This window comes from Martinezella paranaensis (genome assembly GCF_014200235.1).
GTDB lineage: Bacteria > Pseudomonadota > Alphaproteobacteria > Rhizobiales > Rhizobiaceae > Rhizobium > Rhizobium paranaense.
This window is the reverse complement of the sequence record NZ_JACHBI010000014.1, coordinates 94,308-113,253: the sequence shown is the minus strand read 5'-3', so window position 1 is coordinate 113,253 and position 18,946 is coordinate 94,308. Positions and strand designations below refer to the sequence as shown.

The 18,946-nt window shown below is 61.5% G+C and carries 20 protein-coding genes; 3 read left to right on the top strand and 17 right to left on the bottom strand.

All coding sequences use genetic code 11. The annotated features are described in order from the left end of the window. Positions 1 to 7 precede the first annotated feature (7 nt). From phnE to phnG, 10 genes are all read right to left on the bottom strand, one after another. Entirely contained in the window at positions 8 to 988 is a 981-nt protein-coding gene (gene phnE, locus GGD50_RS26425; protein ID WP_107106533.1) for a phosphonate ABC transporter, permease protein PhnE, read from the bottom strand. Between the two features lie 65 nt (positions 989 to 1,053). After that, positions 1,054 to 1,959 carry a phosphonate ABC transporter substrate-binding protein gene (gene phnD, locus GGD50_RS26420; RefSeq protein ID WP_028754441.1) on the bottom strand — a complete coding sequence of 302 codons (906 nt, stop codon included), beginning with the start codon at positions 1,957 to 1,959 and terminating at the stop codon, positions 1,054 to 1,056. 92 nt (positions 1,960 to 2,051) lie between these two features. Beyond that, entirely contained in the window at positions 2,052 to 2,906 is an 855-nt protein-coding gene (phnC, locus tag GGD50_RS26415) for a phosphonate ABC transporter ATP-binding protein (RefSeq protein ID WP_107106621.1), read from the bottom strand. Between the two features lie 289 nt (positions 2,907 to 3,195). Continuing rightward, positions 3,196 to 3,813, bottom strand: a complete 618-nt coding sequence (locus GGD50_RS26410) for a DapH/DapD/GlmU-related protein (RefSeq protein WP_107106534.1) — start codon at positions 3,811 to 3,813, stop codon at positions 3,196 to 3,198. Further along, on the bottom strand, positions 3,810 to 4,517 hold the full coding sequence (phnL, locus tag GGD50_RS26405; RefSeq protein WP_107106535.1) for a phosphonate C-P lyase system protein PhnL: 708 nt from the start codon (positions 4,515 to 4,517) through the stop codon (positions 3,810 to 3,812). The genes GGD50_RS26410 and phnL overlap by 4 nt, the downstream gene beginning before the upstream one ends. A 4-nt stretch (positions 4,518 to 4,521) precedes the next feature. Beyond that, positions 4,522 to 5,298 carry a phosphonate C-P lyase system protein PhnK gene (gene phnK, locus GGD50_RS26400; protein ID WP_107106536.1) on the bottom strand — a complete coding sequence of 259 codons (777 nt, stop codon included), beginning with the start codon at positions 5,296 to 5,298 and terminating at the stop codon, positions 4,522 to 4,524. Beyond that, a complete protein-coding gene (locus tag GGD50_RS26395) occupies positions 5,295 to 6,176 on the bottom strand; it encodes an alpha-D-ribose 1-methylphosphonate 5-phosphate C-P-lyase PhnJ (protein WP_107106537.1) in 882 nt (293 codons plus the stop codon). Before GGD50_RS26395 ends, phnK begins: the two co-directional genes overlap by 4 nt. Continuing rightward, entirely contained in the window at positions 6,173 to 7,282 is a 1,110-nt protein-coding gene (locus GGD50_RS26390; protein WP_107106538.1) for a carbon-phosphorus lyase complex subunit, read from the bottom strand. The genes GGD50_RS26395 and GGD50_RS26390 overlap by 4 nt, the downstream gene beginning before the upstream one ends. Positions 7,283 to 7,285: 3 nt before the next feature. Continuing rightward, on the bottom strand, positions 7,286 to 7,915 hold the full coding sequence (gene phnH / locus GGD50_RS26385; RefSeq protein ID WP_414124898.1) for a phosphonate C-P lyase system protein PhnH: 630 nt from the start codon (positions 7,913 to 7,915) through the stop codon (positions 7,286 to 7,288). Next, positions 7,912 to 8,391 carry a phosphonate C-P lyase system protein PhnG gene (gene phnG, locus GGD50_RS26380; RefSeq protein ID WP_107106539.1) on the bottom strand — a complete coding sequence of 160 codons (480 nt, stop codon included), beginning with the start codon at positions 8,389 to 8,391 and terminating at the stop codon, positions 7,912 to 7,914. The genes phnH and phnG overlap by 4 nt, the downstream gene beginning before the upstream one ends. 101 nt (positions 8,392 to 8,492) lie before the next feature. On the opposite strand from phnG, the gene phnF reads away from it, so the two are divergent. After that, positions 8,493 to 9,227: a phosphonate metabolism transcriptional regulator PhnF gene (gene phnF, locus GGD50_RS26375; RefSeq protein ID WP_107106540.1), complete on the top strand. Its 735-nt coding sequence runs from the start codon at positions 8,493 to 8,495 to the stop codon at positions 9,225 to 9,227. 189 nt (positions 9,228 to 9,416) lie between these two features. On the opposite strand, the gene GGD50_RS26370 is transcribed toward phnF, so the two are convergent. From GGD50_RS26370 to GGD50_RS26340, 7 genes are all read right to left on the bottom strand, one after another. Next, positions 9,417 to 10,052 carry a 2,3-bisphosphoglycerate-dependent phosphoglycerate mutase gene (locus GGD50_RS26370; protein ID WP_107106541.1) on the bottom strand — a complete coding sequence of 212 codons (636 nt, stop codon included), beginning with the start codon at positions 10,050 to 10,052 and terminating at the stop codon, positions 9,417 to 9,419. A gap of 108 nt (positions 10,053 to 10,160) precedes the next feature. Next, positions 10,161 to 10,985 carry a 4-hydroxy-tetrahydrodipicolinate reductase gene (dapB, locus tag GGD50_RS26365; protein ID WP_107106542.1) on the bottom strand — a complete coding sequence of 275 codons (825 nt, stop codon included), beginning with the start codon at positions 10,983 to 10,985 and terminating at the stop codon, positions 10,161 to 10,163. A gap of 15 nt (positions 10,986 to 11,000) precedes the next feature. Next, on the bottom strand, positions 11,001 to 12,794 hold the full coding sequence (locus GGD50_RS26360; RefSeq protein WP_107106543.1) for an ABC transporter ATP-binding protein: 1,794 nt from the start codon (positions 12,792 to 12,794) through the stop codon (positions 11,001 to 11,003). A 215-nt stretch (positions 12,795 to 13,009) separates the two neighbouring features. Then, positions 13,010 to 14,035, bottom strand: a complete 1,026-nt coding sequence (locus tag GGD50_RS26355; RefSeq protein WP_107106544.1) for a glucokinase — start codon at positions 14,033 to 14,035, stop codon at positions 13,010 to 13,012. 31 nt (positions 14,036 to 14,066) lie between these two features. After that, positions 14,067 to 14,444 carry a methylglyoxal synthase gene (locus GGD50_RS26350; protein ID WP_107106545.1) on the bottom strand — a complete coding sequence of 126 codons (378 nt, stop codon included), beginning with the start codon at positions 14,442 to 14,444 and terminating at the stop codon, positions 14,067 to 14,069. 120 nt (positions 14,445 to 14,564) lie between these two features. Further along, positions 14,565 to 15,611 carry a penicillin-insensitive murein endopeptidase gene (gene mepA, locus GGD50_RS26345; protein WP_107106546.1) on the bottom strand — a complete coding sequence of 349 codons (1,047 nt, stop codon included), beginning with the start codon at positions 15,609 to 15,611 and terminating at the stop codon, positions 14,565 to 14,567. Between the two features lie 144 nt (positions 15,612 to 15,755). Then, positions 15,756 to 16,325, bottom strand: a complete 570-nt coding sequence (locus GGD50_RS26340) for an isochorismatase family protein (RefSeq protein WP_107106547.1) — start codon at positions 16,323 to 16,325, stop codon at positions 15,756 to 15,758. Positions 16,326 to 16,361: 36 nt separating this feature from the next. Between GGD50_RS26340 and GGD50_RS26335 the strand changes: the two genes are divergently transcribed. Together GGD50_RS26335 and GGD50_RS26330 are read left to right on the top strand one after the other, a co-directional pair. Beyond that, positions 16,362 to 16,997, top strand: a complete 636-nt coding sequence (locus GGD50_RS26335; RefSeq protein ID WP_107106548.1) for a TetR/AcrR family transcriptional regulator — start codon at positions 16,362 to 16,364, stop codon at positions 16,995 to 16,997. Between the two features lie 110 nt (positions 16,998 to 17,107). Further along, the gene (locus tag GGD50_RS26330) at positions 17,108 to 18,946 is read left to right on the top strand and encodes an extracellular solute-binding protein (RefSeq protein WP_107106549.1); all 1,839 of its coding nucleotides are present in this window, start codon (positions 17,108 to 17,110) and stop codon (positions 18,944 to 18,946) included.

The window sequence follows — 18,946 nt, the reverse complement described above, 5'->3', positions numbered from 1 at the left end:
GGCAACCTCAGTGTTGCAGAAGGAAGGCATGTTCGCCGACGAGACGGCGACGGAGCCATGCGGAAAATTGGTCGACGGCGATGATCGTGACGAAAAGCAGCAGCACGAGTGCCACCGTCTTGGCGCCAAAACCGCGCGAGATCGAAAGCTTCAGCTCCTCGCCGATACCGCCGCCGCCGACGGCGCCGATGATGGTGGAAGCGCGAACGTTGATCTCCAGGCGCAGCAGCACGTAGGACATAAAATTCGGCAGAACCTGCGGCAGCGCGGCGAAGCGAACGCGCTCCGTCCAACTCGCGCCGACCGCCTTCATGCCCTCGTCCGGCTTCATGTCGATATTCTCGATCACCTCATAGAAGAGCTTGCCGAGCGCGCCGATCGTATGCAGGCCGACGGCGATGATGGCAGCGATCGGGCCGATCGACAGGATCGCCGAAAACAGGCCGGCGATGACGATCTCGGGAAAGGCGCGCAGCAATTCCATGAAGCGTTTGGTCACCAGACGAACCGGATGCGACGGCGACATGTTGCGCGCAGCAAAGAAGCTGAGGGGCAGGGCGACGACAAAGCCGATGAGGGTGGAAACCAGCGCCACGTTGATCGTGATGATCATCAGCTCGAAATATTCAGGGATATAGAAATCGCCCCAGACATAGACGCGGCCTAGCGGGAAATTGAATTCCTCGCCGCCGACGCCGTTTGCGCCGTTGGGGCTCGGCAGGTCGAAGAGCGCACGATAGACGTCGGACCAATCCTTGGGGATGAGCCAGCTCAGGAAATCGAAAAGATGCGGCAGGCGGTCGAAGAAATGGCCGGCATTGCTCTCGTCGGCAAAGCGGACGGAGCTCACGAAGGCGGTGATCAGGATCAGCAGGCCAATGCCGGTATAGAGGCGGCGGCGAGCCACCATCCTGCTCCAGGCGTCGCCGATGTCCTTGGCGCTCTGAGGCGCACCTTGCATCTGTAGCTGAGTATCGGCAACCGTCATGAAATCCTGCCCTTGTGATAGGAAAAGGGCGGCCGTCGCCGGCCGCCCCGCAGTCTGGATAGGGATCAGCCGCCGATGGCAGCCTTACGAACTTCGACAACGGCCTTGTAGAAGTCCGGGTTGACCTTGACGTAACCCTTGAAGTCGCCGCCTTCGATTGCCGAGAAGCACTTGGCGTCGGTGGTCGGGAGCTTCAGGAAGAAGTCGGTCAGCTTGGCCTGCCATTCGGTGCCGAGAGCGTTGCGAACGACGAGCGGGCCGTTCGGGATTAGCGGCGAGCGCCAGACTTCGACGAGCTTGTTCGGATCGACGGCGCCCTTGTCGACTTCCTTGCGGAAGGTACCGGAGGTGTAGCCGTCCTTGAAATCGCCGAGGCCCGAAGAGTCGTCAACGGCAACGTCGACCTTGCCGTCATAGGCGGCGAGCAGGTTGTTCTCGTGACCGCCGTTGAACTGGGTGGAAGCGAAGAACTTGTCGTTCGGCATGCCGGTGGTCTTCGGAATCTGCGTCAGCGGAACGAGGTAGCCCGAGGTGGAGTCCGGGTCGGCGTAGCCGAGCTTCTTGCCCTTGGCGTCGGCGATCGTCTTGATGCCGGAGGACTTCAGGGCGAGACCGATCGAGTAATAGCCGGTCGAGCCGTCCGTCTGCTGCGTGGTCAGGATCGGGGTAACGGCCTTCGGGTCCTTGATGTAGGTGGCTGCATAGCCGGAAGCACCAAGTTCAGCGAAGTCGAGCGTGCCGCCGAGCAGGCCCTGGATGACGCCGTCATAGTCGGCAGCCGGGAACAGCGATACCTTCTCGAAACCGAACTCCTTCTTCAGGTGGTCGGAGAGGCAGGCATAGTTGCGCAGGCGGTCGGCTTCGTTTTCGCCACCGAGAATACCAACGCGGAATTCCTTGATGTCCTGAGCGGCAGCGCCGCCAGCGAGCGCGAGAAGCGCCGTGGCTGCGAGAAGGGTCTTCTTCAACATGGGTTCGTCTCCTGATTAACCGGTGTCCCCGGATGTCTTCGGTCTAGAAGAAATGCGCCCTTGACGTGGGCCTTCGATCGCGGCCGGCTCCCTCAGAGACCGGCCAGTGCCAGCGGTTGCGGGCCGGCAGATGCATTTGCCGCGCCTTGCGCGGGCTGATCGGAAAGATTGATGGCGGTCGACGTCATCGTCTCGTCGACACCGGCGCCATCTTTGTCGGTGCCGTAGATTTCCTTGACGGCGGCGGCCGTCAGATCGGCCGGCTTGCCGTCGAACACCACGCGGCCGGCCGCCATGCCGACGATGCGTTCGCAGTAGTTGCGCGCGGTATCCAGCGTGTGCAGGTTGGTGATGACGGTGATACCCTCGCGCTCATTGATATCGCGCAGCGCATCCATGACGATCTTGGCGTTCAGCGGATCAAGCGAGGCGATCGGCTCGTCGGCAAGCATCATTTTCGGCTGCTGCATCAGGGCGCGGGCGATGGCGACGCGCTGCTGCTGGCCACCCGACAGCGTGCCGGCCATCTGCAACGCGGTCTGTTCGATGCCGAGGCGTTCAAGCGCCGCGATGGCTTCGATACGCTCTTCGCGGCTGAAGATGGACAACAGGCTGAGCGTCGTCGAGCGCTGGTTCAGGCGGCCGAGCATGACGTTGGTAAGCACGTCGAGGCGGGGAACCAGGTTGAACTGCTGGAAGATCATGGCGCAATCGCGCTGCCAGTTGCGCAACGCCCGGCCGCGCAGCTTGGAAACTTCGATGCCGGCGAAATGAATGGAGCCCGAGCTCGGATCGGCAAGGCGGTTGATCATGCGCAGCAGCGTGGACTTGCCGGCGCCTGAGCGGCCGATGATGCCGACCATCTGTCCTTGCGGAATGTCCAGCGTCACGGAATCGACAGCGAGCTTGTTTCCGAACCGGCGCGAAACATTCTTCAGCTCAAACATGAGGCCTTCCCTTTCGCGGCTGTCCGGCTCCGCAACAAACGTTGACGTTGGCGCAGCGGAAACCTGTTGGACGAGCGCATGGGCTTTCGCTTCGAAAAGCCTCGAGACCGCCATACGCTGAGCATAGGCAACGCATTAGTCCCCGTTCGTGAAGCTCCAATGTCAGATTTGTGTAACTGCTGTTACAATCCCCGCCGTTTGCGCCCTCCCGTAACGGCATGCAAAAGCCCGAAAACCGCAGGGTTTTCGGGCTTCGGAGAGGATTCTAGCAAGGATTGTGCCGCGGGCGTCAGGCGCCGTAGCGGATCAGGAAGTCCTCGGCCGCAAGGGCGCGGAAATCGTCAAGCGCAGTACGCAATGTGGTGTGATCCCAGTCCCACCAGGCAAGCTTGTCCATGCGCTCGCCGACAGCTTCGGTGAAGCGCTGGCGGATGAGCTTGGCCGGCACGCCGCCGACGATCGTATAGGGCGCAACATCCTTGGAGACGACCGCACCGGCGCCAATGACCGCACCGTTACCGACGGTGACGCCCGGCAGGATGGTGGCGCCATGGCCGATCCAGACGTCATGGCCGATGGTTACGCGGTTGTCGCGCCGCCAGGTGAAGAAATCCGTCTCCATATCGGCATCCGGCCAATAGTCGGCGGCGCGATAGGTGAAGTGATGCAACGTCGCCCGCCAGGTCGGATGGTTGGTGGCGTTGATGCGCACAGCCGCGGCAATGTTGACGAACTTGCCGATCGTCGCACACCAGACCGCGCCGTCCTGCATGATGTAGGAATAGTCGCCGATCTCGGTTTCATCGATGCGGCAGCGGTCGGAGACTTCGGTGTAGCGGCCGAGCGTCGAATTGCTGACGCTGGCCGAGGGGCTGATGAAGGGCGTTTCGCCCAATTGGCGGCTCATGCGGCGGACTTTCTGGGCGAAAATTGCGACACATCGAGAACGCGGCTGCCAACGGCCTCGCGCACTTCCTCGTCATGGAAGATGCCGAGGAGGGCGACGCCGGCCTTTTTCTTCTTTTCGATCATGTCGACGACGGCAGCACGGTTTCTCGCGTCGAGAGAGGCGGTCGGCTCATCGAGCAGCAGAATGGCATGATCGGTGATGAAGCCACGGGCGATATTGACGCGCTGCTGTTCGCCGCCGGAGAAGGTGGCGGGCGGCAATTGCCAAAGCTCTTCCGGCAGGTTGAGCTGCGCCAGCAGGCTGCCTGCTCTTTCGCGGGCGGTCTCGGCACTTGCGCCACGCGCCAGCAGCGGCTCGGCAACCACGTCGATGGCAGCAACGCGCGGTACGGTGCGCAGGAACTGGCTGACATAGCCCATGGTATGGCGGCGGACTTCCAGCACGGTGCGCGGATCGGCGGCGGCGAGATCGACGATCCTTTCCTTATGCATCACCAGGATCTGGCCGCTATCGACGGCGTAGTTGCCGTAGATCATTTTCAGCAGCGAGCTCTTGCCGATGCCGGAAGGGCCGCCGAGAACCACGCATTCGCCCGATGCGACCGAGAAGGAGACGTCGGCGACGACCGGCAGGCGGATGCCGTCGCGCAGGTGCATGGTAAAGCTCTTGAAGACTTCGGAAACGACGAGGGGAGTGGCCATGGCTTTAAACCTGCAGGATCGAGGAGACGAGCAGTTGCGTATAGGGCTCGCGCGGATCGTCGAGCACGCGGTCGGTAAGACCATGCTCGATCACCACCCCGTCCTTCATCACGATCATGCGGTGCGACAGCAGGCGGGCAACGGCGAGGTCGTGCGTGACGATGATGGCCGACAGGCCGAGATCGTTGACGAGGCCGCGTACGAGATCGAGCAGGCGGGCCTGAACCGATACGTCGAGGCCACCGGTCGGCTCGTCCATGAACACCAGCCGCGGGCCGGTCACCAGGTTGCGGGCGATCTGCAAGCGCTGGCGCATGCCGCCCGAGAAGGCGCGCGGTTGATCGTCGATACGGTCAGCGTCGATTTCCACGCGTTCCAGCCAGTCGATGGCCGTATTGCGGATATTGCTGTAGTGCCGGTTACCGATCGCCATCAGCCGCTCGCCGACATTGGCGCCGGCCGAAACGGTCATGCGCAGGCCGTCGGCCGGGTTCTGGTGCACGAAGCCCCAGTCGGTGCGCATCAGGAAGCGCCGTTCGGCCTCGTTCATGCGGAAGAGTTCGCGATAGGTCTCGTCGCGCATATGGTACTCGACGCTGCCGGTGGTCGGCCGCAGCCGGGTCGAAATGCAGTTGAGCAGCGTCGTCTTGCCGGAGCCGGATTCGCCGACGATCGCCAGCACTTCACCGGGCCAGAGATCGAAGGATACATTGCGGCAACCGATGCGGCTGCCATAGAATTTCGAGATATCCTTGACCTTGAGGAGTGGCGTGTCGCTCATTCGGCGGCCTCCTGGTTGGGTGCCAGCATGGTGCCGATATGGCCATGGGCGCGGCGGTCTTCGCAGAAATCGGTGTCGGAGCAGACAAACATCCGCCCGCCCTTGTCGTCGAGGATCACTTCGTCGAGATAGACCTGCTCGGCACCGCAGAGAGCACAGGGCTTATCGAAACGCTGCACTTCGAAGGGATGATCCTCGAAATCGAGGCTGACGACTTCGGTATAGGGCGGCACGGCATAGATACGCTTTTCGCGGCCGGCGCCGAAGAGCTGCAGCGCATCCGACATGTGCATCTTCGGATTGTCGAATTTCGGCGTCGGCGAGGGGTCCATCACGTAACGGCCGGCCACCTTCACCGGGTAGGCATAGGTGGTGGCGATGCGGCCGTTGCGGGCGATGTCTTCGTAGAGCTTCACATGCATGAGGCCGTATTCCTCGAGCGCATGCATCTTACGGGTCTCGGTCTCGCGCGGCTCCAGGAAACGCAGCGGTTCGGGGATCGGCACCTGATAGACCAGCACCTGGTTGGGTCCAAGCTTGCCTTCCGGGATACGGTGGCGCGTCTGGATGATGGTTGCCTCGTCCGTGCGGGTGGTGACGGCGACGTCAGCCACCTTCTGGAAGAAGGCGCGGATAGAGACGGCGTTGGTCGTGTCGTCGGCGCCTTGGTCGATGACCTTGAGCACATCGTCCGGCCCGATGATCGCGGCGGTCAATTGCACGCCGCCCGTGCCCCAGCCATAGGGCATCGGCATTTCGCGCGAGGCGAACGGCACCTGATAACCGGGAATGGCGATCGCCTTCAGGATGGCGCGGCGGATCATCCGCTTGGTCTGTTCGTCGAGATAGGCGAAGTTATAGGTGGCGAGTTCGGTCATTCGGCAGCCTCCGTCATCGGGTCCTTGCCTGCATTCTGTGCATTCTCGAAGTCGCGGCGCATGCGGCGCACCAGGTCGAGTTCGGCCTGGAAGTCGACATAGTGCGGCAGCTTCAGATGTTCGACGAAGCCGGTCGCCTGCACGTTGTCGGAATGGGAGATGACGAATTCCTCGTCCTGGGCCGGTGCGACGATATCCTCGCCGAGTTCATCGGCGCGGAGCGCCCGGTCGACCAGCGACATCGCCATGGCCTTGCGTTCGCTTTGGCCAAAAACCAGGCCATAGCCGCGGGTAAACTGCGGCGGTGCCTTGGCCGAACCCTTGAACTGGTTGACCATCTGGCATTCGGTCACCTGAATGCTACCCAATGACACGGCAAAACCGAGTTCCGGCACATCCAATTCGACCTCCACTTCGCCGATGCGGATTTCGCCGGTGAAGGGGTGGGTGCGGCCATAGCCGCGCTGGGTCGAATAGCCGAGCGCCAATAGGAAGCCTTCATCGCCGCGGGCGAGCGCCTGCAGGCGCAGATCGCGGGTCATCGGGAATTCCATCGGTTCGCGCGTCAGGTCGCCGGTTTCGTGGTCGATCGGCATGTCGCCGTCGCCTTCGATCAGCCCTTCCTGGCTCAGAATTTCCGAGACGCGCATCACGCGGCCTTCTTCCGCCGGCCGCTGCATCGGCTCGTCCACCGGCATATCCGTGAGCAGGCTCGGGTCGAGCAGGCGGTGCGTATAGTCGAAAGTGGGACCGAGAAGCTGGCCGCCGGGCAGGTCCTTGTAGGTGGCGGAGATGCGGCGTTCGATCTTCATCGCCGAGGTATCCAGCGGCTTGGAATAGCCGAAGCGCGGCAGCGTGGTGCGGTAGGCGCGCAGCAGGAAAATCGCTTCGATCATGTCGCCGCGCGCCTGGCGAACGGCAAGGGCGGCGAGCGTGCGGTCGTAAAGCGAGGCTTCGGCCATGACGCGGTCGACGGCGAGCGCCAGTTGCGCGACGATCTGGTCGATGCCGATGGCAGGCAGCGAACGATCGCCGCGGCGACGATCGGCGAGCAGCCGGTGAGCATTGGCGATGGCGGCTTCGCCGCCTTTAACGGCAACATACATGCGTCACATCTCCGTCGCGATGATCTTGGTGGTGCGCGGCAGGCAAAGGAATTGCCGTTCCGCCGTCAGAACGAGATCGACGCCGCGCGGGAAAAGCGCGCGATTGTCGTTCCAGATGCGCGGAAAAGTATCGGGCAGGCCGATCGGAGCGATCATGCGGATACCGGCGATGCCGGGGCCTGAGAGCGCCAGTTCCTTGCCGCCCTCAAGGGCTGCGATTTCTAAAACCAGTGTCGTCGAACGGTCGGGATATTCCTGCGTGCCGACGGCGAACTGGTTGAAGGAGGCGAGCGCCATGCCGGCCTCGACGAAGGCAAAGCGTGCCTCGATCTTTTCCGGTGTCACCGGCGTGCCGGTGTGGAAGCTGAGCCAGGCGGGCATGGCCGATTTGGCAAGACCGCTCGACAGCCAGACCGGCGTGTCATGGTCGCACAGCGCCAGGCTGATCGCGCCGGCTGCAATGCCGAGCTGGGCGGGCGGAGCGATGTCGGAGGTAACGGTCTGGATGATGCCCGGCCGTGCCATGGCATCCATCATCATCTTGAAGACGCTCTGCGCGTCGAACACCGGATCGGTAAAACCGCCGGTCAGCGCCTCGTTGCCGGCGATCATGGAGGTGGTGGAAGGGCTCATTTGTCTTCTCCGCGGACCATGGTGAAGAAATCGACGCGGGTGGCGGCCGTTTCCTCGGCACGTTTGCGGTCATATTCGGCAATCCGATCGGTAACCGGCAGCAGGATCGCCTTCTCCACGAATTCCTTGGTGGCGGGCTGATGCCAGAGTGCATCGAAGATTGCTGCAAGCCGCACCTTGTCGCGGTCGGTGCCGAGAGCATGCGCGTGGCCGATCGCACCGGAGCCGAGCTTGACGGTGGCGCGCGTCACGGTAACCTCGCCGAGATTAAAGGGTGAACCGCCGCCACCGATGCGCCCGCGCACCATGACGAGCCCGGTTTCCGGACCTCGTACAGGCTGGACCACCGGTTTGTCGGGCAGTGCCTCCCAGGCCGCGTCAAGCTCGTCGCGTTCGGCCCGCGCCAACAGATCGGCGGCGCGCTTGCGTTCCCGCCGCTCCTGCGCCGCCGCCTCTTGTCTCTGTGCTGAATTCATCGCGTCATCCTCAAAATGTCTATTGATATAGACAACCATACAAGGTAGTTTTATATTTATTGGCGAGACGTGACAAGCGTGTGACATTAGCAGCAGGCGACATGGCGGGGCAGAAGGTACAAAGACAGACGGGCGTAGCGCTCTGGCGGCAGATTGCTGACCGGATTCGCACTTCGATCAATCACGGCGATTTCGATGAAGCAGGCATGGTGCCGCCGGAAACGGCGCTGGCGCTGCAGTTCGGGGTCAACCGCCACACGATACGAAGCGCACTTGCGGCACTGGCGCAGGAAGGGATCGTCAGGGCCGTGCAGGGGCGCGGCACACTGATCGAGCGCAAGGAGCGCCTGAGCTTCCCGATTTCGAGGCGGACGCGATTTTCACAAGGGATTGGCGATCAGGTGCGCGAGACCCGCAGCGTCCTTCTTGCGACCAGCGAAGAGCCTGCGAGTACGGAATTGGCGCGGCAGCTCAAGATCAAGATCGGCACCCGGCTGGTGCGCCTGGAAACGCTCGGTCAGGCGGATCATCGTCCGGTTTCGCGCGCCACAAGCTGGTTTCCGGCGGATCGCTTCGGCGCCATTGCCGAGATTTATCGGACGACCGGATCGATCACCAAGGCGTTTCGCGAGCTTGGCGTACCGGATTATGTGCGTGTCGTCACCGAGATCACCGCGACCCATGCCGACGAAGGCGATCTGGCCGACCTGCAACTATCCCCGGGCGCCATCGTGCTGGTCGCCCAGGCGCTCAATGCGGATCTCGACAATATCCCTGTGCAATATTCGATCTCCCGCTTCGCCGCCGACAGAGTGCGGTTCACCGTTGAGAATTGAGGGTGGGCTAGCCCCTCATTCGACCTGTCGGCCCCCTTCTCCCCGCAAGCGGGGAGAAGGGGATGGGCGCGCGCCCCACAGCCTTCCCTCTACTAACCTGTCGAGACGAGGGTACAAAGGTCGTCCCCTTTCCCCGTAAAACGGGGAGAGGGCTAGGGTGAGGGGCTTTCAGGCGTTATTTGGTTACGCTCAATGCGCGCCGGACATGTCGCCGAGCACTTCCTTGGAAGCGACGGTGGAGTCGGCGTTGAGCTTGTAGACCATCGGCACGCCGGTCGCGAGGTTGAGCGACAGGATCTGTTCCTTGCTGAGCCGGTCGAGGACCATCACCAGCGAACGCAGCGAGTTGCCGTGGGCGGCGACCAGTACCTTTTGGCCGGCGAGCACGCGCGGCAGGATTTCCGTGAGGTAATAGGGCCAGACACGGGCGCCGGTGTCGCGCAGGCTTTCGCCGCCGGGCGGCGGGACGTCGTAGGAGCGGCGCCAGACATGCACCTGCTCTTCGCCCCACTTGGCGCGGGCATCGTCCTTGTTCAGGCCCGAAAGATCGCCGTAGTCGCGCTCGTTCAGCGCCTGATCCTTGATGGTTTCGAGACCGGGCTGGCCGACTTCATCGAGGATGATCTTCAGCGTGTGCTGGGCACGCGTCAGCGCCGAGGTGAAGGCGACATCGTACTTGATGCCGTAATCGGCGAGCGCCTTGCCACCGGTCCTGGCTTCTTGGATGCCGAGTTCGGTGAGGTCGGGGTCCTTCCAGCCGGTAAAAAGATTCTTCAAATTCCAGTCGCTCTGCCCATGGCGAACGAGGACGAGAGTACCGCTCATGAAATATTCCTCCTTGATAGAGCAATTCCAGGAAAAGTGCGTGGCGGTTTTCCGTGCGGAATTGCGTGAGAACAAAAGGCTGGAGCGGTTCACCACTCCAGGATGGGATCAGCGTGTGGAAAGCCCGAGGACGTCGAGCATGGAATAAAGGCCGGGTTTCTTGTCGCGCGCCCAGAGCGCGGCCTGAAGCGCGCCGCGGGCAAACAGCGAGCGGTCACCGGCGCTGTGGGACAATGTCAGGCGTTCGCCTTCGCCGGCGAAGATGACGGAATGGTCGCCGATGACGGCGCCGCCGCGCAGCGTGGCGAAACCGATGGTGCCGACTGGCCGCGGACCGGTATGGCCGTCGCGCACGCGCACGGAATGATCGTCGAGATCGATGCCGCGGCCCTTCGCCGCCGCCTGGCCGAGCAGCAACGCGGTGCCGGAGGGGGCGTCGACCTTGTGCTTGTGATGCATCTCCAGCACTTCGATGTCCCAATCTGCCGGCGGAAGCGCTCGCGCCGCCTGCTCGACAAGGACGCTCAAGAGGTTGATGCCGAGGCCCATATTGCCCGATTTGACGATGCGAGCGTGGCGGGAAGCAGCCTTGAACTTGGCTTCGTCTTCCGCCGAGCAGCCGGTCGTGCCGATGATGTGGACGACGCGCGCCTGGGCGGCGAGGCCTGCGAAGGTGACGCTGGTGGCCGGTGTGGTGAAGTCGATCACGCCTTCGGCATGCAGGAAGGCTGAAAGCGGATCGTCGGTGACGGGAATGCCGATCGGCCCCAGCCCGGCAATTTCGCCGGCATCCTTGCCGATGAAGGCGGAACCGGGACGGGCGACCGCGGCGTGCAGGGTAACACCTTCCGTGGCGTGGATGAGGCGGATCAGGGCTTGGCCCATACGTCCGGCTGCGCCCACCACCACCAGCTTCATCGCATCATCGGTCATGTCTTCTCAATCGTCTTATTTGCGGGAAGTGCCGGAAACGGCCGGCCGCTGGAGGTTGTTGAGGCGAGCGTAAAGGCCATTGTCGGCGGTCGCAAGCGTCTCGTGGTTGCCCTCTTCGACGACGCGCCCGTTCTGCATGACAATGATCTTTTCCGCCCGCACGACCGTCGACAGGCGATGGGCGATGACGACGACGGTGCGGCCGCTCATGGCTTCGTCCAGCGCCTTCTGCACGGCTGCTTCCGATTCGGTATCGAGCGCGGAGGTTGCTTCGTCCAAAAGCAGGATCGGCGCGTTGCGTACCAGCGCGCGGGCGATCGACAGGCGCTGGCGCTGGCCGCCGGAAAGCGTCACGCCATTCTCGCCGACCGGCGTGTCATAGCCTTGCGGCTGGGCCAGGATGAAATCATGGGCATAGGCGAGCCGGGCTGCTTCCTCGACTTCGGCATTCGTCGCCTCCGGACGGCCATAACGGATGTTGTCGCGGATCGTGCCTTCGAAAAGGTAGGGCTGCTGCGAGACATAGGCGGTCTGCTCGCGCAATGATTGCTTCGTGACATGGGCGATGTCCTGCCCATCGATGAAGATGCTGCCGGCCTTGGGATCGTAGAAGCGCGGGATGAGATTGATGACGGTGGACTTGCCGGCGCCGGAGGGGCCGACCAATGCCGTCGTCTCGCCGCCCTCGGCAACGAAACTCACGCCGTTCAGAACCGCCTCGTCACCATAGGCGAAGTCAACGTCACGAAACTCGATACGGGCCTGGGTGACAGTGAGTGGCTTGGCGTCGATCAGGTCGCGCTGGCGCGGCTCCATGTCGAGCAATTCGTAGATCATGCGCGCATTGACGACGGCCCGCTCTAGCTGCACCTGCAATTTGGCTAGACGGCGGGCCGGATCATAGGCGAGCAGCAGCGACACGATGAACGAAAACACCGCACCTGGCGGGACGTTTTCATAGATCGAACGATAGGCGGCATAGGCAAACACACCGGCCACGGCAAAGCCGGCGACCGTTTCGATCAGCGGGCCGTTACGCTCGGAAATACGGGCAATGCGGTTTTGTCGGTTTTCAGCCGCCGTAATCAGCTTATCGACTTTGCGTTCGAGTTCGCGCTCCATCGTGAAGGCTTTGACGATGGAAACCCCTTGAATAGTCTCCTGCATCGCGCCGAGCACACGGCTGTTGAGAATGACCGCCTCGCGCGTAACGGCGCGCAGGCGTCTTGAGATGTGGCGCAAGGCCAGAAACACAGGCGGCGCAATGACGAAGAACAGGAGGCTGAGTAGCGGGTCCTGATAGACCATATTGGCCAGCAGAAAGACAAATGACAAAAAGTCACGCGCGGTCGATGTGATGATAAGGTTCATCACATCGCGGATACCGGAAACGTTCTGACTCACTCGCGCCGCAATCTGAGCCGAACGGGCTTCGCTGAAGAAGCCAACCGACAATGTCATCAAATGTGCATAGAGGCGCCTTTGATAACGGGCAATGATGTCATTGCCAATTTTAGACAGAATGACCGATTGAAAATAACCAGCAAAACCACGGGCCACAAACGCGGCCAATATCGCAAAGCAAATCAGCCACATAACCTCGGCGCGGCGCTCGTAAAAAGCTCCGTTCACGATCGGTCTCATGACGGCGGCCATCGTCGCCGTAGACGCTGCGACGACAACGAGGCAAAATATTGCGATCGAGTAGCCCCAGATATGGTCGCGACCGTTTTCAGCAATGATACGCTTCAGCACAGCGGCGATCGTCTCACTGTCGATATCGGTTTTTTTGGTGTCAGGTGACTTCAAATATCGGCTTCCTGTCTCAAACCAAGCGAGCCGCATATGGCACGAGCTTTCGCGGGTCTATAAAGAGTTGGGACGACTTTGGCTAGATATGGCCTGTTGCACTGGTTAAAGCGGGTCATGGAGCCAAGCTCATTATAAGGGAAGGCAGCGCCTTCAAAAAGGCGTCGCGTGGTCGTGAGCGATCCCCTCGACGACCGCCGCCGAAGCCCACTTGATCAACGCCGCCAGCGGCGGCCGTCCGTCGCCAGGCCGAAATTGGCCGGCATGCGGGCGTAGGCCGAAAGGCCGGCGAGTGCGGCCAGTGGATGGGTGACCACATGCGTCGGGATCGTTTTCAGCAGCGCGGAATGCGGCGCCTTATCCTCGAAGGCGGCGCGGAATTCCGGCTTCTGCAGCGCCGGCAGGATCTTTTGCGAGATGCCGCCGGAAAGGTAGACGCCACCGCGCGCCATGAAGACCAGCGCGATATCGCCCGCGACACGACCGAGATAGGTGACGAACAGCGTCACGGTTTCTTCAGCCTGGGCGTTGGTGCCGGCAAGCGCATGGGTGGTGATATCAGCCGGTTGCGTCAGCACGGGCTCGATGCCGTCTGCCTTGCAGATCGCGTTGTAAAGATATTGCAGGCCGCGGCCGCAGAGGACCTGCTCGGCGGAGATACGGCCCTCGATGGGCTCCAGGTGCGGCCAGATCTGAAGATCGCGCGCGTTGCGCGGCCCGAGATCGATATGGCCGCCTTCGCCGGGCACCGGGATCCAGGCATGTTGGGCATGTATAAGCCCGGCAACGCCAAGGCCGGTGCCAGGCCCGAGTACGGCACGCGAGGCGATCATGCCTTCGGAGGTTTCGCCGATGGTCTCGCGATGCTCCTCGGAGACACCGGCTATCGCCAGAGCCTGTGCCTCGAAATCATTGATGATCAGCACATCCTCGAGACCGAGATTGGCGATCATCGTCTTCGGCCGGATCACCCAGTCGCAATTGGTCAGCGGAATTTCGTCGCCACGAACCGGCGCCGCAACGGCAAGGATCGCCGAACGCGGCTGCACCGCCGTCTTGTCGAGGACGCCCTGCTGGATCGCCTCGTCGATTGTTTTGAAATCGGCGGTATGCACGTTCGGGAAATGCTTCGGCTCGGCATAGACATCGACGAGGATCGAAAAGCGTGCGTTGGTTCCCCCGATATCGCCGATCAGAATAGGAAAGGGCAGGGGGGCTTCGCTGTGATTGAGCTTGGGCATGGCCAGGTCCGTGGTCTGCCGCCGAGGCGGATTAATGGTTCAGTGTTTTGATCAGTCGTTCTGCGGTGGCTTCGTTGAGAGCCATGGGAATGTCGTAGAGAACGGCAAGCCGCGTCAACGCTTTCACGTCGACATCATGCGGCACAGGGGTCAGCGGGTCGATGAAGAAAACAAGCAGATCGATATCGCCGGTGGCGATCATGGCGCCGATCTGCTGATCGCCGCCGAGCGGACCGCTCTTCATGCGGGTGACCGTAAGGCCAGGGCAGGCATCGAGCACCCGGCCGCCGGTCGTGCCCGTGGCAACGATATGCCAATTGGAAAGCGCATCCTGATTGCGGCGGGCAAATTCCGCCATTGCATCCTTCTTCTGATCATGCGCGATCAGCGCGATGCATTTGCCGGCCATGAAGCTCCCGTTCCGCTCAGGACCTAGTGCCCAAGACTTTTAATCGATTTATCTGCCTTCTATACCAAGAGACAAGCCTTTGAAAGACGGGTCGAACCGGTCGAAACCGGTTCAGCCGCTTTACTGCTGCGGGACGCTGCCGGGCGGGGTGTTGCCCGTATCGGCGCTGGAAACCGGCATCGCACCGGTCGTGGCGCTGGCCGCAGCAGCCTTGGTGCCGAAGGTAGCGGCGCGGGCCGAGGCGACGGAAGGTGCATCCAGCACGGCCCGGCAGGACTTTGGCAGATCGGAAACCATGACTTCGCGCGGCTTTGCCGGCGGCTTCTCGGTGGGCTTCGGCTTTGCCCAGGGCGCCGGTGTGAACCACCAGGCGAGCGACTTGTCGCAGCCGTCGCCAGCCGCCACAGGTGCCTGCGGCTTGCAGTTGGCCGAGCCTGCGGGGCAGCGGATGCGGATATGGAAATGCGAGTCATGGCCATATTCGGGGCGCAGCTTGCCGAGATAGGTTCGGTCGCCGGTCCACGTGTCGCACATCTTCTTCTTGATCGCCGGATTGACGAAGATGCGTTCGACTTCGGGGTAGCTCGCGGCGCGCATCAGGAGGCGGGCATGCTCCGGTGTCCAGACCTTGTCGTTGATCGTCAGGAACTTGTCCTTCGCCAGCATGCTGGTGAAGGGCAAGGTTTCGCGCTCGGCCGCTGTCAGCGTGTGCGACGGCATTGGCGTCAGCCAGACGTCGGCATCGAGGCCGATCTGATGCGAGGCATGACCGTTGAACATCGGGCCGCCGCGTGGCTGCGAGATATCGCCCACCAGAATGCCCGGCCATCCGTCATATTTGGCGGCGTCGCGCGACAGGCGCTCGAGGAGTGTGATCATTTCCGGTCGGCCCCAGCGGCGGTTGCGCGACGGGCGCATCGCCTCCCAGGTCGGCCCGTCGGTCGGCAGCGCCACGGCGCCGGAAAGGCAGCCCTTGGCATAAAAGCCGATCGATTGCGGCGGTCCCTGCGTCGGCAGCGTTACGGCGCCGAAGATCGCCTTGGCGCTGCCGGGCGTCGGGGTTGCCTGTTGCGCCAGCGCATCGCCGCTGATGAGGCCCGCGCCGATCGTGGCGGCGAGGGAAAGTTTGCTGACCAAATTGAAGGTCCGAACCAGGACAGAAATCATGTGGTTCCCTAAGAAGCTGCCGGCAATGGCCGAGGTGATTTGCGCGCGAATCTACCTTGAAAAGCAATTTTGGTGAATCCGTGTTTTATCGCTCGAGCCTAATGAGCGGCCGCAAATTGCCCGCTCGGACCGCTAAGTACATGATCAGCCAGCCAGAATTTCCGCCGTCTTGCGGATGCGCGATAGCCGCGGCAAGACCTTGGTGCAGGCGAAATCCTGCATTTCCTGCGAAAGGGTCGTCACCGCATCTTCGGCGACGATGATGGAATAATTGGCCGCATAGCCGTCGCGAACGGTGGATTCGACGCCGAAATTGGTGGCGACGCCGGTAAGGATCAGTGTTTTGATGCCGCGGCGGCGCAGTTGCAGATCGAGTTCGGTGCCGTAAAAGGCGCTCCAGTGGCGCTTGACGATGGCGATGTCGGGTGTCAGCGCTGCGATCTCGGCGGGTACGGCGAGAGCTGCGGGCGGTAAACCTCCCTCTGGAAAGCTGAAGGTTTCATCCACGGGCTGGTTGACAGCATCGACATAGTTTGCGGAAAATCCAACGGTCACAAAGACTGTGGTGCCGCCGTCGGCTTTCAATTTTTTGGCGATGGCGGCGGTATTCTCGACGACCTGTTGCGCAGAGTGGGGTGCGAGCGGGCGGCTGAGAACTAGGCCCTGCAGATCGATGGAGACAAGTGCGGTGGTTTGGGGATCGTAAAGAGGCATCAGGGGGCTCCGGGGAAATATGAGGTTATCCTCACAATGACAAATATGAGGGAATCCTCGCAAAAATCAAGCGCGGAACCGCAAACGCGTATTCCGAAGCGCCGCCGCGGCCATGATCGCGTTGCCGTGCTTCTGGAAGCGGCCGCAAAAATCTTCGTTCAAAAGGGCTATGATGCTGCGACGATGACGGAGATCGCCGCAGAAGCGCACTCGTCGATCGGCTCGCTCTATCAGTTCTTCCCGACCAAGCCGCTGCTTGCCGAAGCGCTGCATATCGATCGGCTGGAGCGGCTGAAGGCGGTGCTTCAGGACATCGCGGAAAAGAGCGGCGGCCTTTCGGCGGCCGATAGCGGGGAGGCAATCTTCGACAGGCTGGGCGCTTTCATCGAGGAGTTTCCGGAATTTCCGGTGGTTGCCGCCCGCCGCGACGTGCCGAAGGACCGAAAGATGCGTTCGCGGGCGGAGCTGAAGGAGCTGATTTCCGCCATCCTGCGGCGAGCCGAGCCGCCGATCACGGATGATGTCGCCTTGATGTCGGCGATCGTTCTCGAACTGCTGCGCATCGCCGTCGTCGCCGCCAACGAGCCGGAAACGGCAGGCGACCGGCGTCTCGTCCACGAGTTTCGCCTGATGCTGCGCAAACGCCTTGAAGAAGCTGCGGCAAAAGCCTGATTTCGCGGAATGGCAGTCGGCGGGTTTGTGAACAGATGAGCAATTCCGTCCTGCTTTTCGCCCTCATTTGGCCTATGCTTGATTCCCATCAAATCATCAGAGGATCATGAATGGCATTGTCGCGGTTGAAAGCAGGCTTGGTTGCTTCTCTTTTCTGCCTGCTAGTCTTGCCGGCGCCCTCCAACGCCGACGAGTTACAGTTCCGTATTGGCACCGCCATTCTCGGTGATCTGAAATACCAGCCCGGCTTCAAGCATTTCGACTATGTCAATCCGGACGCACCGAAGGGCGGCGAGCTGAAGCTTTCGAGCAACGGTACGTTCGATACGCTCAATCCCGTTTTGCTGAAGGGTAACCCCGCAGCGGGGCTCAGCCTGGTATTTGATACCCTGATGAAGTCGGCCGACGACGAAGTCTTCTCTTCGTATGGATTGCTTGCAGAAGGCGTGTCCTATCCGGAAGATGTCTCGAGCGCCACGTTCCGTCTGCGGGCTGAGGCCAAATGGGCCGACGGGACACCGGTCACCCCCGACGATGTCGTCTTCAGCTTCGAAAAATCGAAGGAACTCAATCCGTTCCTGACGAGCTACTATTCACATGTGACGCGTGCCGAAAAAACCGGCGACCGTGACATCACCTTCTCTTTCGACCAGAAGAACAACCGCGAACTGCCCTCCATTCTCGGACAGCTTCTGATCGTGCCGAAACATTGGTGGGAAGCAACGGGTCCCGATGGCAAGCCACGCGACATCACGCGTACGACGCTGGAGCCGCTCATGGGCTCCGGGCCATATAAGATCGTGTCGGTGTCGCCGGGATCTACCATCCGCTATGAACTCCGTGACGACTATTGGGGCAAGAACCTCTCCGTCAATGTTGGCGAGAACAACTTCGGAGCCATCTCGTATGCCTACTACGGCGACGACGATGTGGAATTTGAGGGTTTTCGTGGCGGCAATGTCGATTTCTGGCAGGATAACAGCGCCAGCCGTTGGGTAACGGGCTATGACTTCCCGGCCGCCAAGGATGGCCGCATCAAGCGGGAAGATTTGCCCAATCCGCTGCGCGCGACCGGCGTGATGCAGGCGCTGGTTCCGAACATGCGCCGCGATCAGTTCAAGGACCAGCGGGTACGCGAAGCGCTCAACTACGCCTTTGATTTCGAGGAGATCAACCGCACGGTCGCTTATGGTGTATATCACCGTGACGACAGCTATTTCTTCGGCACCAAACTCGCTTCCTCCGGTCTGCCCCAGGGGGAAGAGCTGAATATTCTGAACGAGATCAAGGACAAGGTGCCGCCCGAGGTCTTTACGACACCCTACAGCAATCCCGTAGGTGGCGATCAGCAGAAGTCTCGCGACAATCTTCGTAAGGCAATCGCGCTTCTCAAGGATGCCGGCTATGTGATCAAGGGCAACCAGATGGTCAATGCCAAGACCGGGCAGCCCTTTTCCATCGAGATCCTTCTCGGCAGCCCATTTGTTGAAAAATGGGTGCTGCCCTATACGCAGAACCTCAAGAAGATTGGCATCGACGCGCGCGTACGCACCGTCGATTCCTCGCAATACATCAATCGTGTCCGCAGTTTCGACTATGACATGATCTGGAATGTGTGGGCCCAGACCCTCAATCCCGGAAACGAGCAGACGGATTTCTGGGGTTCTGCCTCAGTTAACCGTCCAGGTTCTCGAAATTATGCGGGCATAGCCGATCCCGGTGTCGATGCACTGATCACCAAGGCCATCTTTGCCAAGGATGTCGCCGAAAAGGAGGCGTCGGCGAGGGCGCTCGACCGTGTTCTGCTCGCCCATCACTACGTCGTTCCGCTGTTCTATGCCACCAGCTTCCACATCGCCTATTGGGACAAGTTCGAACATCCGGCCAATCTGCCGGAATATTCGATGGGCTTTCCCGAGACATGGTGGTCGAAGAACGCCGGCAAATGA

Excerpts from the sequence above, each read along its gene's own strand:
- mepA (WP_107106546.1), bottom strand. The coding sequence starts at position 15,611 with ATGATTTCTGTCCTGGTTCGGACCTTCAATTTGGTCAGCAAACTTTCC.
- GGD50_RS26370 (WP_107106541.1), bottom strand. The coding sequence starts at position 10,052 with ATGAGCGGTACTCTCGTCCTCGTTCGCCATGGGCAGAGCGACTGGAAT.
- GGD50_RS26350 (WP_107106545.1), bottom strand. The coding sequence starts at position 14,444 with ATGGCCGGCAAATGCATCGCGCTGATCGCGCATGATCAGAAGAAGGAT.
- phnD (WP_028754441.1), bottom strand. The coding sequence starts at position 1,959 with ATGTTGAAGAAGACCCTTCTCGCAGCCACGGCGCTTCTCGCGCTCGCT.
- GGD50_RS26395 (WP_107106537.1), bottom strand. The coding sequence starts at position 6,176 with ATGACCGAACTCGCCACCTATAACTTCGCCTATCTCGACGAACAGACC.
- GGD50_RS26410 (WP_107106534.1), bottom strand. The coding sequence starts at position 3,813 with ATGAGCCGCCAATTGGGCGAAACGCCCTTCATCAGCCCCTCGGCCAGC.
- phnC (WP_107106621.1), bottom strand. The coding sequence starts at position 2,906 with ATGTTTGAGCTGAAGAATGTTTCGCGCCGGTTCGGAAACAAGCTCGCT.
- GGD50_RS26355 (WP_107106544.1), bottom strand. The coding sequence starts at position 14,035 with ATGCCCAAGCTCAATCACAGCGAAGCCCCCCTGCCCTTTCCTATTCTG.
- GGD50_RS26340 (WP_107106547.1), bottom strand. The coding sequence starts at position 16,325 with ATGCCTCTTTACGATCCCCAAACCACCGCACTTGTCTCCATCGATCTG.
- GGD50_RS26390 (WP_107106538.1), bottom strand. The coding sequence starts at position 7,282 with ATGTATGTTGCCGTTAAAGGCGGCGAAGCCGCCATCGCCAATGCTCAC.
- dapB (WP_107106542.1), bottom strand. The coding sequence starts at position 10,985 with ATGACCGATGATGCGATGAAGCTGGTGGTGGTGGGCGCAGCCGGACGT.
- GGD50_RS26335 (WP_107106548.1), top strand. The coding sequence starts at position 16,362 with ATGACAAATATGAGGGAATCCTCGCAAAAATCAAGCGCGGAACCGCAA.
- GGD50_RS26330 (WP_107106549.1), top strand. The coding sequence starts at position 17,108 with ATGGCATTGTCGCGGTTGAAAGCAGGCTTGGTTGCTTCTCTTTTCTGC.
- phnK (WP_107106536.1), bottom strand. The coding sequence starts at position 5,298 with ATGAGCGACACGCCACTCCTCAAGGTCAAGGATATCTCGAAATTCTAT.
- phnE (WP_107106533.1), bottom strand. The coding sequence starts at position 988 with ATGACGGTTGCCGATACTCAGCTACAGATGCAAGGTGCGCCTCAGAGC.
- phnH (WP_414124898.1), bottom strand. The coding sequence starts at position 7,915 with ATGAGCCCTTCCACCACCTCCATGATCGCCGGCAACGAGGCGCTGACC.
- phnF (WP_107106540.1), top strand. The coding sequence starts at position 8,493 with ATGGCGGGGCAGAAGGTACAAAGACAGACGGGCGTAGCGCTCTGGCGG.
- phnL (WP_107106535.1), bottom strand. The coding sequence starts at position 4,517 with ATGGCCACTCCCCTCGTCGTTTCCGAAGTCTTCAAGAGCTTTACCATG.
- phnG (WP_107106539.1), bottom strand. The coding sequence starts at position 8,391 with ATGAATTCAGCACAGAGACAAGAGGCGGCGGCGCAGGAGCGGCGGGAA.